Raw genomic sequence first — 14,522 nt, forward strand, 5'->3', positions numbered from 1 at the left:
GGACTCTCCGTACTCGGCGCTCTTCGTCGTGGGCTTTCGGCCGGGACCGCGGCGGCGCGACGGTTCCGGACGCCTCCCTTCCCTCATGTCGAGAAGGGGGCACCGGGACCTTCACCACCGCACTGGCGTGCACACCGCCGCGGCCCTCGCCCGGCCCGCTCGTTCCGTGGACTACCCCTCATCCGGGTCCACGGTCCTCGCGGGCGGTGCGCCCGGGGCATGACCTCCCGTCAGACCCCGCGCGCAGTCTGGAAGTTGTTGGTGCCGGGCGGCGCCGCCGCTTGGGCGCGACAGGACAGGTGTCAGCGCCGGCGCCGCCCGGGTCTGTGGGGGCGGGCGGTCAGACCCGCTCGCCGGACAGGCGCTCGACCGCGCGCAGCAGCGCGGAGTGGTCCAGGCCGCCGTCGCCCTGGGCGCGCAGGGACGCGACGAGCTGGGCGACCACGGCGCCGACGGGCAGCGCGGCACCGACGTTGCGGGCGGCGTCCGTGACGATGCCCATGTCCTTGTGGTGCAGGTCGATCCGGAAGCCCGGCTGGAAGTCCCGATTCAGGAAGTTGTCCTTCTTGCGGGTCAGCACGGTCGAACCGGCGAGCCCGCCGTTCAGTACGTCCAGGGCCGCGGCCAGATCGACGCCCGACTTCTCCAGGAAGACCACGGCCTCCGCGCACGCCTGGATGTTCACGGCGACGATCAGCTGGTTCGCGGCCTTCACGGTCTGCCCCGAGCCGTGCGGACCGCACAGCACGATGGTCCTGCCGAGCGCCTCGAAAACCGGCTCGGCCTGGTCGAAGTCCGCCTGCTCGCCGCCGACCATGATGGACAGCACGGCCTCGACCGCGCCGGCCTCGCCGCCGGACACCGGGGCGTCCAGGACCCGGATGCCCTTGGCCCTGGCCGCCTCGGCCAGGTCCACGGAGGTCTGCGGGGTGATGGAGGACATGTCGATCAGGAGGGCGCCGGACCGCGCGTTCTCCAGGATGCCGTCGGGTCCGTACGCGATGGCCTCGACCTGCGGGGAGGCCGGCACCATCGTGATCACGACGTCGGCGTCCCGTACGGCCTCGGCTATCGAGCCCGCCGCGGTGCCGCCCGCCGCGGTCAGCCGCTCCAGCTTGTCCTGCTCCAGGGTGAACCCGGTGACGTCGTAGCCGGCCTTGATCAGGTTCTCCGACATGGGGGAGCCCATGATGCCGAGGCCGATCCAGGCGATCGCCGGACGGGACGCACGGGAACTGTCGGCAAGGTTGCTCATGGTGAGGGTGCCTCTCTGCACGCTGTGCTACGTCAGCTGTTCTGCTACGTCAACTGCCTTGCTGGGTACGGGATTCGCGGCTCATCGGGGCACACGGGCCGCGCGGGCCTCGCGGGGGAGCCAGTCGAAGGAGTCGGCGCTCGGCCGGTCACCCGGCTTGTACTCCAGGCCGACCCAGCCCTCGTACCCCTGCTTGCGCAGCAGGCCGAGCAGGTCGGCCAGCGGGAGCGATCCTGTGCCGGGTGCGCCGCGGCCCGGGTTGTCGGCGATCTGGACGTGGCCTGTCCTGGCGGCGTACCGCTCGATCACCGACGGCAGGTCCTCGCCGTTCATGGACAGGTGGTAGAGGTCCATCAGGAAGCGGGCGTTGCCCAGTCCCGTCGCCTCGTTCACCCGGTCGACGACGGCGATCCCCGCCTCGGCGCTGACCAGCGGATAGAGCGGCGACTCCGGCTTGTTGAGCGTCTCGATCAGCAGGACCGCGCCGATCCGGTCCGCCGCGCGGGCCGCAAGTACGAGGTTTTCCAGGGCGAGTTCGTCCTGCTCGGCCGGGTCGACGCCCTCGACGCGGTTGCCGTACAGGGCGTTGAGAGCCGTGCAGCCCAGTGACCGCGCGAAGTCCGCGGCCACGTCGATGTTCGCGCGGAACCGCGTCGACTCCCGGCCCGGGAGCGACAGCGCGCCCCGGTCGGGGCCCGGCAGCTGACCGGCGTAGAAGTTGAGGCCCGTGAGCTGGACGCCCGCGTCCTCGATCGCCTTCTTCAGCGCGTCGAGCTCCGCGCGGTCGGGGGTGGGGGTGTCGGTCCAGGGCCACCAGAGCTCGACCGCGGTGAAGCCGGCCGCGGCGGCTGCCGCGGGGCGCTCCAGGAGCGGCAGCTCGGTGAAGAGGATCGACAGGTTGACGTTGAAGCGCTGCTCTGCGGCCGCATCCATCGAGAAACCGGGCATGTGGGTCGGCGCTCCCTTCCGTGACGAGTAGGTCCGGTGGCCGGGCCCGTATCGATAGTTCCGTATTACGGAAGTTCTTTTCTGCTTGATGGAAAGGCTGCCTTCGAGGGGGAGCCTTGTCAAGAGGGGCCGGCGGGAAAAGCGCGTGTGTCCGCGACGGGGTCCTGGGGTCGTGCGGCGGCCGGGAGGCGGATTCCGGGTGGGCTAGGGTCGCCTTCTGGTCGGCCGGGCCTGGGCCGTCGCAGACACGGACCCGAGCGATGCCATGGGGGCACAGTGCGATTGCGAGTGGAGTTCACCACCGAACCCTTCGACCTCGACGAGGCGCCGCCGCACGCGCTGGTCGCCCGCGAGGTCATCGAGGCGGCCGAACTGGACTCGGTCGACGTGGGCCCGTTCGGCAACACCGCCGAGGGCGGTGCGGACGCGGTGCTCACCGCGGTCGACGCACTGCTGCGCAAGGCCCTGGACGCCGGCGCCACCCGGGTCTCGCTGCAGCTCAACGTGATCGGGGAGGAGGGCCGGTGACCCGGTCCGCGGACGACCCCTTCGTGTCGGCCGTCAAGCCGCTGGTCGACGCCATGGGTGCCGAGATGCTCCCCGCCGATCAGGCGGGACCCGACGACGTGGTGCTCTCCTGGGAGGGCGTGGATGTCGTGGCCGTCCGGCTGCCGCAGCTCGCCGACTCGCTGGACCACATCCTGGCCGCCCTGGAGCGCAAGCGCGGTAAGCCGCTGGCCGAACTGGACCGCAAGGCCAAGCAGGAGGTCGTCCGGATACTTGAGGCGCGCGGAGCCTTCTCCGTCCGGCACGGCGTGGAGACCGTCGCGGGCGCGCTCGGCGTCTCACGCTTCACTGTTTACAACTACCTGAACCGCGAGAAGGACGCCTGAGCGGGGCGGCGCCGCCCCGGCCGGGCGAGCGCGCCTGAGCAGGGCGGACGGTGGCCGGGCCGGGACCGGGGCGCCCGGGGGAGGGCGTCTTCGTTACCTGGTTTTTTCAACAAAGTGTTGACGTGGTGTTTCCGAGGGCGTTAGCTGACCGCAGCCCGTCCAGCACAAGGCCACGGAGGCTTCCCGTGACTTCGAGTACGACGACACCCGGCGGCCTCGCCCGGTTCAACACCCTGGAGGAACCCGCGGCCCGTGCCGTCCTCCACGAGCTGTGCGCCTCGACGGCCTGGGCACACAGCCTGCTCACCGGCCGCCCGTACGCCACCGGGGACGACCTCTTCGAGCAGAGCGACGCCGCCATGGCCGGCCTGACCGACGCCGACCTGGCGGAGGCGATGGCCGGTCACCCGCCGATCGGCCGCCCCAAGCCGGGCGACCCGACCTCCTCCCGCGAACAGCGCGGAATGGCCGGCGCCTCCGACGCACTCAAGGCGGACATGCTGGAACTGAACCTGGCGTACCAGGAGACGTTCGGGCATGTCTTCCTGATCTGCGCGACCGGTCTGACCGGTGAACAGATGCGTGACGCGCTCAAGGCGCGCATCGGCAACACGCCCGCACAGGAGCGCGAGATCGTGCGCACCGAACTGGGCAGGATCAACCGCATCCGGCTCGCCCCACTCGTCGAGGAGGACGCCCCCGCATGACCACCGAGTCCACCGCTTCCGTCGCCGCCGTCGCCTCCGTGTCCACGCACATCCTGGACACGAGTGTCGGCCGGCCCGCCGCGGGAGTCGCCGTCCGGCTCGCGGCCCGTGGCGGCCGTGACGCCCGGTGGCAGGCGCTCGGCGGCTCCGCGACCGACGCGGACGGCCGCTGCAAGGACCTGCCGGACCTGCCGGAGGGCACCACCCACGTACGGCTCGACTTCGCCGTCGAGGAGTACTTCGAGAAGAAGCCGCAGAGCAAGCCCGAGAACAAGTCCGAGAACAAGCCCGTGAAGAACCAGGCCGAGGCGCAGCAGGACGCCCCCGCGAACCGGGACAGCGGTGCCGCACCGGTGTTCTTCCCCGAGGTGGCGATCACGTTCGCCGTCAGCCCGGGGGAGCACTATCACGTACCGCTGCTGCTCAACCCGTTCGGCTACTCCGTTTACCGAGGGAGCTAGCAGACATGACCACCCAGCCCCGTTCCGCCCGTCCGGCTGTCCTGGCGCAGAACCAGTACGGCAAGGCCGAGAACCGCGTCGTCAGGATCACCCGCGACGGCGCCACCCACCACATCAAGGACCTGAACGTCTCCGTCGCCCTCAGCGGTGACATGGAGGAGGTCCACTACTCGGGCTCCAACGCGAACGTCCTGCCGACGGACACCACCAAGAACACGGTGTACGCCTTCGCCAAGGAGCACGGCATCGAGTCCGCCGAGCAGTTCGGCATCCACCTCGCCCGGCACTTCGTGACCTCGCAGGAGCCGATCCGCACGGCCCGGATCCGTATAGAGGAGTACTCCTGGGAGCGGATCGGCACCTCGGCGGCGGACTCGCCGTCCGCCGGCGCCGAGGAGGGCGGGCACTCCTTCGCCCGCAAGGGCCAGGAGACCCGCGTCACGCAGATCACCTACGACGGCTCCTCGTGGGAGGTCATATCCGGCCTCAAGGACCTGGTCGTACTGAACTCGACGAACTCCGAGTTCTGGGGGTACGTCAAGGACAAGTACACGACGCTGAAAGAGGCGTACGACCGCATCCTCGCCACCGAGGTCTCCGCCCGCTGGCGGTTCAATTGGACCGACGACGAGCAGCGGATGCCCGACTGGGAGCAGTCCTACGCACAGGTGCGCGGGCACATGCTCCAGGCCTTCGCGCAGACGTACTCCCTGTCGCTGCAGCAGACCCTCTACCAGATGGGCGCGCGGATCATCGAGAACCGCGACGAGATCGACGAGGTCCGCTTCTCGCTGCCGAACAAGCACCACTTCCTCGTCGACCTGGAGCCGTTCGGCCTCAAGAACGACAACGAGGTGTACTTCGCCGCCGACCGGCCCTACGGCCTGATCGAGGCGACCATCCTGCGGGACGGCTGCGAGGCGCTCGTCCCGGTGGACCTCAGCACCCTGTGACGCACCTGCCCTGGTGAGCAACTCCCCCTACCAGCACCCCTTTTCGGCACGGCAGAAGGACGAACCATGGCAGCAGACCGGCGGATCGTCATCGAGAACTGCTCGATCGCGACCGTGGACGCCGACGACACCGAGTACCCGTCGGGCCACCTGGTCCTCGCGGGCGACCGCATCGAGTCACTGGGCGCGGGCAAGGCCCCCGAAGGGCTGGAGAACGTCGTACGCCGCATCGACGCGACCGGCCACCTCGTCACCCCGGGCCTGGTCAACACCCACCACCACTTCTACCAGTGGATCACCCGCGGCCTCGCCACGGACCACAACCTCTTCGACTGGCTCGTCGCCCTGTACCCGACCTGGGCGCGCATCGACGAGCGCATGACCTACGCGGCGGCCCAGGGCTCCCTCGGCATGATGGCCCGCGGCGGAGTCACCACCGCCATGGACCACCACTACGTCTTCCCCGAGGGATCCGGCGACCTGTCCGGTTCGATCATCCGCGCCGCACGCGAGACGGGTGTCCGCTTCACCCTGGCCCGCGGGTCCATGGACCGCAGCGAGAAGGACGGCGGACTGCCGCCGGACTTCGCCGTCGAAACCCTCGAAGGCGCTCTCGCCGCCACCGAGGCGACCGTCGACGAACACCACGACGCGTCCTTCGGCGCCATGACCCAGGTGGCGGTCGCGCCCTGCTCGCCCTTCTCCGTGTCCACCGAACTCATGCGCCAGGGGGCCGAGTTGGCCCGCCGCAAAGGCGTACGGCTGCACACCCACGGCTCGGAGACGGTCGAGGAGGAGCAGTTCTGCAAGGAGCTGTTCGGCATGGGCCCGACCGACTACTTCGAGTCGACCGGCTGGCTCGGCGACGACGTGTGGATGGCCCACTGCGTCCACATGAACGACTCCGACATCGCCGCCTTCGCCCGTACGAGAACAGGGGTGGCCCACTGTCCCTCCTCCAACGCCCGTCTGGCGGCCGGGATCGCGCGCGTGCCCGACATGCTCGCGGCCGGCGTCCCCGTCGGCCTGGGTGTCGACGGCACGGCGTCCAACGAATCCGGCGAACTGCACACCGAACTGCGCAACGCGCTGCTCATCAACCGCCTCGGCGCCCACCGCGAGGCCGCCCTGAACGCCCGTCAGGCGCTGCGGCTCGGCACCTACGGCGGAGCCCAGGTCCTCGGCCGCGCACCGGAGATCGGCTCCCTGGAGCCGGGCAAACTCGCCGACCTGGTGCTGTGGAAGCTGGACACCCTGGCCCACGCCTCGATCGCCGACCCGGTCACCGCCCTCGTCCTCGGCGCCGCGGCGCCGGTCACCGCCTCCTTCGTGAACGGTGAGCAGATCGTCGAGAACGGCCGGCTGCTGCACGTCGACGAGGACGCCATCGCCCGCTCCACACGGGACGAGGCCCAGCGCCTCGCGCGGATCGCCGCGCAGGCCTGACCCGGAGGGCTTCCGACGGCTCTGATCCATCGGAAGCCCCCTGGTCGCCGCCAAGATCTCCGGCCGAGGGGGACGGCCCTCGGCCGGTGGCCGCCGACCCGAACGGGGTCCGCGGTGACCGTCTCCGGGGTGCGCGCACGAACTGCGCGCGCCCCGGAACGGTCCCCCCGACCGGCCGTGCCACCCCGCCACGCCCCCTCCGTGACGGGCACCGTCCTGCCAGAAACCAGACCTCCCTGACACCCACGTCAACGCCGACGTGTACCCGACCGGAGGAGCCGCCGTGGCTGCCCAGCACCTGCCCAGCAGTACGGACGTAAGCGCAACTGGCCCGGGAAAACACCCGGTCGACGAGAAACTCCCCGCGCTCAAGATGGCGACCAGCGGCCTGCAGCACGTGGCCGCCATGTACGCCGGAGTGGTCGCCCCACCCCTGATCGTCGGCGCGGCCGTCGGCCTGACCGCCACCGAACTGACCTTCCTCACCGGCGCCTGTCTGTTCACCGCGGGACTCGCCACCTTCCTGCAGACCCTCGGCATCTGGAAGATCGGCGCCCGGCTGCCCTTCGTCAACGGCGTCACCTTCGCCGGAGTCGCCCCGATGATCGCGGTCGTCAACTCCACCGACGACAAGCGCGACGCCCTGCCCGTCATCTTCGGCGCGGTCATCGTGGCCGGCCTCCTGGGCTTCCTCGCCGCCCCCTTCTTCAGCAAGGCGGTCCGCTTCTTCCCGCCGGTGGTCACCGGCACGGTCATCACCCTCATCGGCATCTCCCTGATGCCGGTCGCCTTCGGCTGGGCCCAGGGACCCGACCCGGCCGCGCACGACTACGGCTCGACCACCAACCTGGGCCTGGCGGGCGCGACCCTTCTCATCGTCCTGCTGCTGCGCCGCTTCACCCGCGGCTTCGTCAAGCAGATCGCCGTACTGCTCGGGCTGGTCGCCGGCACACTCGTCGCGATCCCGTTCGGTGTCACCGACTTCGCGCCGGTGGCCGACGCGGCGGTCGTCGGTTTCCCCACGCCGTTCCACTTCGGAGCGCCGCAGTTCCAGCTCGCCGCGATCGTCTCGCTGTGCGTGGTGATGGTCGTCTCGATGACCGAATCGACCGCGGACATGCTGGCGTTGGGGGAGATAGTCGGCCGGCCCGCTGATGAGAGGACCATCGCGGCGGGCCTGCGGGCCGACACCCTCGGCTCTGCCGTCAGCCCGCTGTTCAACGGCTTCATGTGCAGCGCCTTCGCCCAGAACATCGGCCTGGTCGCGATGACCCGCATCCGCAGCCGGTACGTCGTGGCCACGGGCGGCGGCTTCCTCGTCCTGATGGGCCTGTGTCCCATGGCCGCGTCGCTGATCGCCGTGGTCCCGCGTCCCGTGCTCGGCGGGGCGGGCGTGGTGCTGTTCGGCTCGGTGGCCGCGAGTGGCATCCAGACCCTCGTCAAGGCGGGCCTGGAGAAGGACAACAACGTCCTGATCGTGGCGGTCTCGCTGGCCGTCGGCATCATCCCGATCACCGCGCCGGAGTTCTACCACGCGTTCCCGGAGACCGCGAAGATCATCCTGGACTCGGGGATCTCGACCGGGTGCGTGGCGGCCGTGGCCCTCAACCTGGTCTTCAACCACCTGGGCGCGAGCCGTGACTGCGACGAGGTGACGGCACCGATGGAGCCGGGGCCGGGGGTGGGCTCGGGGTCGGCTCCGGCCTCGGGTGCGGGTCCGGAGCCGGCGGCCGCTCGCTGACGGTTCGCGAGCGAGCGGCCACCGGGCCGGTTCCTCAGGCTCCCCGAGTTCCTGGGGCTCCTCAGCCGATGTGGAAACTGTCCCCGTAGACCTGCCAGTCCAGCGGCGGGTTCAGGTTCAGGTTCCGGTTCCTGAGGAACACCCGCTGGGCGGTGTCCACACGGCTGGTGTCCGAGTGGGCCTCCTCCTGCTTCATCGCCCACACGCGGGCGTCGAGGAAGGCGTTGAGGTACGTGACCTCGTCACCGCCCTGGGCCGGGGGCCTGGCCCGGCCCAGCGCCCGGTTGCGGATGCTGCCGAAACTCGTGCTGTCGCCGCCGTTGCCGTGCATGACGATGGCGTCGTAGTACGTGAACTGGCCGAGCGTGCCGATGCCGTCCGCCTTGCCGCGCTGGACCGCCGGGTTGAAGTAGACACGGTCCCGCTCGTCGTTCTGGGCCTGCTTGAACACCTGGTCCTGGGCCGCCCGGCGCCAGGCGTCCGGATAACCGGGGTCCAGGCCCTCGTGCGAGTCGGAGCCGTCGACGCGGCGCAGCGCGGGCAGGTAACCGGCCAGCGGGTTGCCCGGCTTGCGCCGGGTGTACAGCTCGACGAGGTCGAGCATGTCGTGCGTGCCGGAGCAGAACCCGATGATGCCCGCGGTGTAGCCGCGGCCGTCGCCGATGTCCTCGATGTACTGGTACTGCGCCTTCCAGTCCAGCGAGGAGTTCTCCGCGCTGGAGACCAGCTTCATGGCGATCTCCTTCTTCGCCGGGTCGTCGAGGCCGGGGGCCGCGGTGCTCCTGGCGTACGCGGGGGTGCTGGTGAGGGCTGGGCCCGCGCCCGCTACGAGGGTTGCTCCGATCGTCGCGAGGATGGTGCGGCGGGAGGGGCTTGTGGGGGTGTGGGGGGTGTGCACGGGACCTCCAGTGGGGGGTGGGAGTCGCTCTTCCGTACTGTTAGGAAAGTTTCCTACCAGAGATTGAGAGTGACGTATACCTGTCAAGCGCGTCTTCGCCCCCGCCGCCCTTACCCTTCCCGTCACTGCATGGGGGCTGCGCCCCCTCGCCCCCCTGATCGCGCTGCGCGCTCGTCCTCAAACGCCGGACGGGCTGGAGGTGTGCGGACGGTCCGCGGATCTTTCAGCCTCTCCGGCGTTTGAGGAGCGGGGGTTCGGGGGCGGAGCCCCCGAGTCAGTGACGGGAACGGGTAGGGGCGGCGGGGGCGAGAGAATCCCGAGCCGGCCGCAGGACCACCACCGCAACCGCGAACCCGACCGCAGCGATCCCCGCCGCAACGGTGAACGCCAACCGATACCCGTCCGCGGTCGCCACCGAGAACACCTCCCCACCCGCCAGAAGCCGCTCCGTACGCCCCGCCGCAAGCGTCGTCAGAACCGCCAGCCCCAACGAACCCCCCACCACCTGCGTGGTGTTGAAGAGCCCGGACGCAAGCCCGGCATCCTCCTCCGCCACCCCCGCCATGGCGAGCCCCGTCACCGCAGGCATCGCGGCAGCGAACCCCACCGCCAGCAGCAGCATCGGAGGCAGCACATCGACCACGTACACCCCGGACTCCGGTATCCGGCTCAGCAGGCCCATGCCGGCCACGATGAGCACGAGCCCGGTGAGCAGCACCCGGTACGCCCCGAAGCGCCCGATCGTCCGCGCCGACAGGCCCAGCATCAGCACCCCGACCAGCACGGGCGCGGGCAGGAACGCAAGGCCCGTCCGCAACTCGTCGTATCCGAGGACTCGTTGGATGTAGAGCGCCCCGATGTACTGGAAGCCGAACATCGTCGCGACCATCAGGATCTGCACACCGTTGGCGCCGGTGAGCAGCCGTGAGCGGAACAGCCTCAGCCGCAGCAGCGGGCGCGCGGCCCGTGCCTGTCGCAGGGTGAAGCCCGCGAACAGCGCGAGCGGGACCGCGGCCAGGGCCAGTGTGCCGCCGACCGGCCGTTCCCCGGCGCCGACGATCGCGTAGACCGTGAGCATCAACGCGCCCGTGACCAGCGCGGCCCCGGGATAGTCGGCGCCGCGGCCGAGCCCCGCGCCGCGGTCGGGGGCGAGGACGCGCAGCGCGGCGATCCAGGCCACGATCCCGATCGGCAGGTTGATCAGGAAGATCCAGTGCCAGTCGAGCGCCTGGGTGAGCGCCCCGCCGAGGAACGTGCCCAGCGCCCCGCCCGCCGCTCCGACCGCGCTGAACACCGCGATGGCCCCGGCCTGTTCGCGCGGTTCGGGGAAGAGCGCGATCAGCATGCCCAGGACGACCGCCGAGGTCATCGCCCCGCCGACACCCTGCAGCGCCCGCGCCGCGATCAGCGCGCCCTGGCTGGTGGCGACCCCGCACAGCACGGACGCCACGGTGAACAGGGCGAGCCCGGCTGTGAACATCCGCCGGCGTCCCAGCAGGTCGCCGAGCCGCCCCACGAGCAGCAACAGACCGCCGAAGGGGATCAGATACGCGTTCACGATCCACGCGAGCCCCGCGGACGAGAAGCCGAGATCGCTCTGGATCGCGGGCAGCGCCACGGTCACGACGTTGCCGTCGAGGATCGTCATCAGCGTGCCCCCGCAGAGCACGACGAGGGACGCCCGACGGGAGTACGTCCGTGAGGGCCGCGCGGGGTCCGCACTACTCCGGGTGAGCCCTGTCGTGCGGGCTCCGATCCTGGACGACATGGTCACGGCCTCCGTATAAGTCCTGGACATTCCATAGGTGCACGACTTGTAACGGAGAACATCGTGTGTGACCGTGATGACGGGCCGTAAGGAGGCACTTGGATGTCCCAGGGGAACACCCGTGTTACCTCGCAGGTCGTGAACGCGCACGCGTGTCCCGTCCGCGAGGTTCTTGACAGGGTCGCCGGGAAATGGAGCGTTCTGATCATCGTGGCCGCCGCGCACGGCCCGATCCGCTTCACCGAACTGGAGCGCAGCATCGAGGGCATCAGCCGCCGCATGCTCACGCTGACCCTGCGCAATCTGGAGCGCGACGGGCTCCTCACGCGCACCGTCCATCCGACGGTCCCGCCGAAGGTCGAGTACGAACTCACGCCGGTGGCGCATGAGTTGCATGCCTCGCTGCTGGGGCTGACCGACTGGGCGGAACGGCACCGCGTCACGATCGCCGAGTCACGCGCCGCGTACGACGCCCGCCACGAGCCGGAGTGATTCGCCCGGGACCGGCAGGCTTCGCCGACGACCTGGTGTCAGAGACCGGGCCGTCGGGGTCGGTGCAGGCTGGTCGGGGGTGTCACGACCGGCGCGGTGAGGCCAGCAGATAGCGCGCCCCCGTACGCGGCTCCGTGTGCTCGCCGGCCTGCCATCCGGCCTTCTCCAGTGTCACCGCGCACTGTCTCAGCGCCGCCGCGTCCGGCTCGCGCACGGCGACGGCCTCCGGCTGAGGCGTCGCCCGTACCCGGTATCCCGGGGTGCCGGCGGCATCGGGGCCCGCGCCCGCCGGGCGCAGTCCCGCCGCTTCCAGGGCGAGGGCGGCGGCCTGCACCAGATGCGTACGTTCCCATGCGCACGGCCGGTCCATGGCGCCGCCCGGGTTGGTCATCCGGCGCATCTCCAGCAGCCCCTGCCAGGCGCTGTGCACCTCACGTGTGCGTGCCGGGCCGGTGTCGGCGGCCTCCTCGCCGCCCACCCGTGCGGCGAACACGCCTGATGCCGAACCGGCTGGTACGGAGGTTTCGGCGGGGGCTGCTACCGCGGCGGCCGTCTCCTCGCGTATCCGGTGCCCGGCCGGTGTGAGGAAGTGGTCGTGCGGCGGACGAGGATGCCGGAAGGCCAGCCCGTGCCGCACCAGCGCCGCGAGCTGGCTCTCCGTACCCCTCAGGCGCCCGGTCACGGTATCGGCGGCGTCGATGACGCGCCGCTGCGCGGCGGTCGGCGGTCGGGTCACGGGGTGCTCCTTCCCTGCGGGCGCGGCGGGTCCCTCCGAACCCACGGCGGATCCCTTCGAAGTCGAAGGCTACGACCCGGGTCTGACATTCCCACTGCCGCAGGCCGTGGCTACTGCCGCCAACTGCGCCTACTGCCGTCAGCCGCGCCTACTGCCGGTAGCCGCTCAGGAACCGGCCGATCCTGCTGATTGCCGCGTCCAGGTCGTCGGCGTACGGGAGGGTGAGGATGCGGAAGTGGTCGGGGCGCGGCCAGTTGAAACCGGTGCCCTGGACCACCTGGATCTTCTCGCGCAGCAGCAGGTCGAGGACGAACTTCTCGTCGTCGTGGATCTTGTGCACCGAGGGGTCGAGACGCGCGAACGCGTACAGCGCGCCCTTCGGTTTCACACAGGAGACGCCCGGGATCTCGTTCAGCCTCTCCCACGCGATGTCCCGCTGTTCGCGCAACCTGCCGCCGGGCGCGGTGAGTTCGTGGATGGACTGCCGGCCGCCGAGCGCGGCCTGGATGGCGTACTGCGCCGGGGCGTTGGCGCACAGCCGCATGGAGGCCAGCATGGTGAGGCCCTCCAAGTAGCTCTTCGCGTGCTGGCGCGGCCCGGTCACCACCAGCCAGCCGGACCGGAAGCCCGCCACGCGGTACGTCTTCGACAGGCCGCAGAAGGTGAGGACCACCAGGTCGGGGGCGAGCGCGGCGGCCGTGTGGTGCACGGCGTCGTCGTACAGGATCTGGTCGTAGATCTCGTCCGCGAACACCATCAGACCGTGCCGGCGGGCCAGGTCGAGGATGCCCTCGATGACCTCCTTGGGGTAGACCGCGCCGGTGGGGTTGTTCGGGTTGATGATGACGACGGCCTTCGTGCGGTCCGTGATCTTCGACGCCATGTCGTCGAGGTCCGGGTACCAGTCGGCCTGTTCGTCGCACAGGTAGTGCACGGCCTTGCCGCCCGCGAGGGTCGTCACCGCCGTCCAGAGCGGGAAGTCCGGTGCGGGGATGAGGACTTCGTCGCCGTCCTCCAGGAGGGCCTGGACGGCCATCGAGACGAGTTCGGAGACGCCGTTGCCCAGGAAGACGTCGTCCACGTCGACTTCGAGGCCGCGCTCCTGGTAGCGCTGCGCCACGGCGCGACGGGCCGACAGGACGCCGCGCGAGTCCGTGTAGCCGTGTGCCTGCGGGAGCATCCGGATCATGTCCTGGAGGATCTCCGGCGGTGCCTCGAAGCCGAAGGCCGCGGGATTGCCCGTGTTGAGGCGCAGCACGCTGTGGCCTGCCTCCTCCAGGGCGTTCGCGTGCTCGATGACCGGGCCCCGGATCTCGTAACAGACCTCGCTGAGCTTGCTCGACTGCCGGAACTCCATGCGGTGCGCACCTCCAGGTTGTGGTGTTGCTTGGTTTTACCAAGTTCACGCTTGGAAAGTCCAACAAGTTGTCTAGACTGCGTCGCATGTCACCTCGCCGAAGCTACGACCAGTACTGTTCCGCTGCCCGGGCGCTCGACGCCGTCGGTGACCGCTGGACCCTCCTGATCGTCCGCGAGCTGCTGGCCGGGCCGCGCCGGTACACCGACCTGCACGCCGACCTGCCCGGGGTGAGCACGGACGTGCTCGCCTCCCGGCTCAAGGACATGGAGCGGGACGGCCTGACGACGCGCCGGCGGATGCCGCCGCCCGGTGCGGTGTACGTGTACGAACTCACCGGCCGTGGGCGGGAGTTGCTGGCCGTGCTGCAGGCGCTCGGGGAGTGGGGGGCGCCGCTGCTGGCGGAACGGGGGGCCACGGACGCGGTGCGGGCGCACTGGTTCGCGCTGCCGTTGTTGCGGGCGCTGGAGGGGTTCGGGGCGGGGGTTGTCCAAGTCCGCCTGGACGAGGGCGAGTTCCATGTCCGTGCCGGTGCGGTGGACGGGCCGGTCTACGGGGAGGGGCCTGCGCCCGAGGAGCCGGACGCGCGGCTCTCGCTCGACGCGGAGACGTGCGCGTTGCTGGGGCGTGGGGAGCTGACGCTCCTGGACGCGATACGCACGCACCGGGTGGAGGTATCGGGCGAGGGCCCACTGGCCAAGTCCCTACGCGAACCGTGACGCTCCCGCTGCGGGCCCGCTGTGGCCGGTCGCGCAGTTCCCCGCGTCCCTTGGGGGGGCTTGGGCCCGTCGTCCCGTGCGGGTCCGTTGTGGCTGGCCGCGCAGTTCCCCGCGCCCCTAGGGGGCCCTGGTCGGGCCCCTTCAGGGG

15 protein-coding genes are annotated in these 14,522 nt (G+C 70.6%); 9 read left to right on the plus strand and 6 right to left on the minus strand.

Going from position 1 to position 14,522, the window contains the following annotated elements:
* Positions 1 to 340: 340 nt before the first annotated feature.
* On the minus strand, positions 341 to 1,255 hold the full coding sequence (locus tag ACFWGJ_RS31535; RefSeq protein ID WP_387331511.1) for a 2-hydroxy-3-oxopropionate reductase: 915 nt from the start codon (positions 1,253 to 1,255) through the stop codon (positions 341 to 343).
* 81 nt (positions 1,256 to 1,336) lie between these two features.
* Positions 1,337 to 2,203: a TIM barrel protein gene (locus ACFWGJ_RS31540; RefSeq protein ID WP_387331513.1), complete on the minus strand. Its 867-nt coding sequence runs from the start codon at positions 2,201 to 2,203 to the stop codon at positions 1,337 to 1,339.
* A gap of 276 nt (positions 2,204 to 2,479) precedes the next feature.
* Between ACFWGJ_RS31540 and ACFWGJ_RS31545 the strand changes: the two genes are divergently transcribed.
* The 7 genes from ACFWGJ_RS31545 to ACFWGJ_RS31575 all read left to right on the plus strand — a co-directional run bounded on the left by ACFWGJ_RS31545 (position 2,480) and on the right by ACFWGJ_RS31575 (position 8,404).
* Positions 2,480 to 2,731, plus strand: coding sequence for a hypothetical protein (locus ACFWGJ_RS31545; RefSeq protein ID WP_387331515.1), 252 nt, complete (start codon positions 2,480 to 2,482; stop codon positions 2,729 to 2,731).
* 53 nt (positions 2,732 to 2,784) lie between these two features.
* The gene (locus ACFWGJ_RS31550) at positions 2,785 to 3,096 is read left to right on the plus strand and encodes a helix-turn-helix domain-containing protein (protein ID WP_199854727.1); all 312 of its coding nucleotides are present in this window, start codon (positions 2,785 to 2,787) and stop codon (positions 3,094 to 3,096) included.
* A gap of 185 nt (positions 3,097 to 3,281) precedes the next feature.
* Positions 3,282 to 3,803, plus strand: a complete 522-nt coding sequence (uraD, locus tag ACFWGJ_RS31555; protein WP_387331517.1) for a 2-oxo-4-hydroxy-4-carboxy-5-ureidoimidazoline decarboxylase — start codon at positions 3,282 to 3,284, stop codon at positions 3,801 to 3,803.
* Complete coding sequence (locus ACFWGJ_RS31560; RefSeq protein WP_387331519.1) at positions 3,800 to 4,264, plus strand: hydroxyisourate hydrolase; 465 nt, start codon at positions 3,800 to 3,802, stop codon at positions 4,262 to 4,264. Before uraD ends, ACFWGJ_RS31560 begins: the two co-directional genes overlap by 4 nt.
* Before the next feature lie 5 nt (positions 4,265 to 4,269).
* Positions 4,270 to 5,217 (plus strand): factor-independent urate hydroxylase, encoded by a 948-nt coding sequence (gene pucL / locus ACFWGJ_RS31565; protein ID WP_387331521.1) that lies wholly within the window; start codon positions 4,270 to 4,272, stop codon positions 5,215 to 5,217.
* A 66-nt stretch (positions 5,218 to 5,283) separates the two neighbouring features.
* A complete protein-coding gene (locus ACFWGJ_RS31570) occupies positions 5,284 to 6,663 on the plus strand; it encodes an 8-oxoguanine deaminase (protein WP_387331523.1) in 1,380 nt (459 codons plus the stop codon).
* Between the two features lie 283 nt (positions 6,664 to 6,946).
* The gene (locus tag ACFWGJ_RS31575) at positions 6,947 to 8,404 is read left to right on the plus strand and encodes a nucleobase:cation symporter-2 family protein (RefSeq protein WP_387331525.1); all 1,458 of its coding nucleotides are present in this window, start codon (positions 6,947 to 6,949) and stop codon (positions 8,402 to 8,404) included.
* 61 nt (positions 8,405 to 8,465) lie between these two features.
* On the opposite strand, the gene ACFWGJ_RS31580 is transcribed toward ACFWGJ_RS31575, so the two are convergent.
* Both ACFWGJ_RS31580 and ACFWGJ_RS31585 read right to left on the minus strand, forming a co-directional pair.
* On the minus strand, positions 8,466 to 9,302 hold the full coding sequence (locus tag ACFWGJ_RS31580) for a chitosanase (protein WP_387331527.1): 837 nt from the start codon (positions 9,300 to 9,302) through the stop codon (positions 8,466 to 8,468).
* Positions 9,303 to 9,576: 274 nt separating this feature from the next.
* Positions 9,577 to 11,070 carry an MFS transporter gene (locus ACFWGJ_RS31585; RefSeq protein WP_387331528.1) on the minus strand — a complete coding sequence of 498 codons (1,494 nt, stop codon included), beginning with the start codon at positions 11,068 to 11,070 and terminating at the stop codon, positions 9,577 to 9,579.
* 102 nt (positions 11,071 to 11,172) lie between these two features.
* Between ACFWGJ_RS31585 and ACFWGJ_RS31590 the strand changes: the two genes are divergently transcribed.
* On the plus strand, positions 11,173 to 11,562 hold the full coding sequence (locus ACFWGJ_RS31590) for a winged helix-turn-helix transcriptional regulator (RefSeq protein ID WP_387331530.1): 390 nt from the start codon (positions 11,173 to 11,175) through the stop codon (positions 11,560 to 11,562).
* Positions 11,563 to 11,644: 82 nt separating this feature from the next.
* Here the strand turns inward: ACFWGJ_RS31590 and ACFWGJ_RS31595 are convergent, their stop codons facing one another.
* Positions 11,645 to 12,298, minus strand: coding sequence for a hypothetical protein (locus tag ACFWGJ_RS31595; RefSeq protein ID WP_387331532.1), 654 nt, complete (start codon positions 12,296 to 12,298; stop codon positions 11,645 to 11,647).
* Positions 12,299 to 12,446: 148 nt separating this feature from the next.
* Entirely contained in the window at positions 12,447 to 13,655 is a 1,209-nt protein-coding gene (locus ACFWGJ_RS31600; protein WP_387331534.1) for a pyridoxal phosphate-dependent aminotransferase, read from the minus strand.
* Between the two features lie 86 nt (positions 13,656 to 13,741).
* Here ACFWGJ_RS31600 and ACFWGJ_RS31605 point away from each other — a divergent pair, with 86 nt between their 5' ends.
* Positions 13,742 to 14,374: a winged helix-turn-helix transcriptional regulator gene (locus ACFWGJ_RS31605; RefSeq protein WP_387331536.1), complete on the plus strand. Its 633-nt coding sequence runs from the start codon at positions 13,742 to 13,744 to the stop codon at positions 14,372 to 14,374.
* Positions 14,375 to 14,522: the final 148 nt, after the last annotated feature.

Source organism: Streptomyces sp. NPDC060205, assembly GCF_042728395.1.
In the GTDB taxonomy this organism is placed as follows: domain Bacteria; phylum Actinomycetota; class Actinomycetes; order Streptomycetales; family Streptomycetaceae; genus Streptomyces.

Coding starts and splice junctions, on each gene's coding strand:
- ACFWGJ_RS31535 (WP_387331511.1), bottom strand. CDS start 1,255: ATGAGCAACCTTGCCGACAGTTCCCGTGCGTCCCGTCCGGCGATCGCC.
- ACFWGJ_RS31540 (WP_387331513.1), bottom strand. CDS start 2,203: ATGCCCGGTTTCTCGATGGATGCGGCCGCAGAGCAGCGCTTCAACGTC.
- ACFWGJ_RS31550 (WP_199854727.1), top strand. CDS start 2,785: ATGGGTGCCGAGATGCTCCCCGCCGATCAGGCGGGACCCGACGACGTG.
- ACFWGJ_RS31560 (WP_387331519.1), top strand. CDS start 3,800: ATGACCACCGAGTCCACCGCTTCCGTCGCCGCCGTCGCCTCCGTGTCC.
- pucL (WP_387331521.1), top strand. CDS start 4,270: ATGACCACCCAGCCCCGTTCCGCCCGTCCGGCTGTCCTGGCGCAGAAC.
- ACFWGJ_RS31570 (WP_387331523.1), top strand. CDS start 5,284: ATGGCAGCAGACCGGCGGATCGTCATCGAGAACTGCTCGATCGCGACC.
- ACFWGJ_RS31585 (WP_387331528.1), bottom strand. CDS start 11,070: ATGTCGTCCAGGATCGGAGCCCGCACGACAGGGCTCACCCGGAGTAGT.
- ACFWGJ_RS31590 (WP_387331530.1), top strand. CDS start 11,173: ATGTCCCAGGGGAACACCCGTGTTACCTCGCAGGTCGTGAACGCGCAC.
- ACFWGJ_RS31600 (WP_387331534.1), bottom strand. CDS start 13,655: ATGGAGTTCCGGCAGTCGAGCAAGCTCAGCGAGGTCTGTTACGAGATC.
- ACFWGJ_RS31605 (WP_387331536.1), top strand. CDS start 13,742: ATGTCACCTCGCCGAAGCTACGACCAGTACTGTTCCGCTGCCCGGGCG.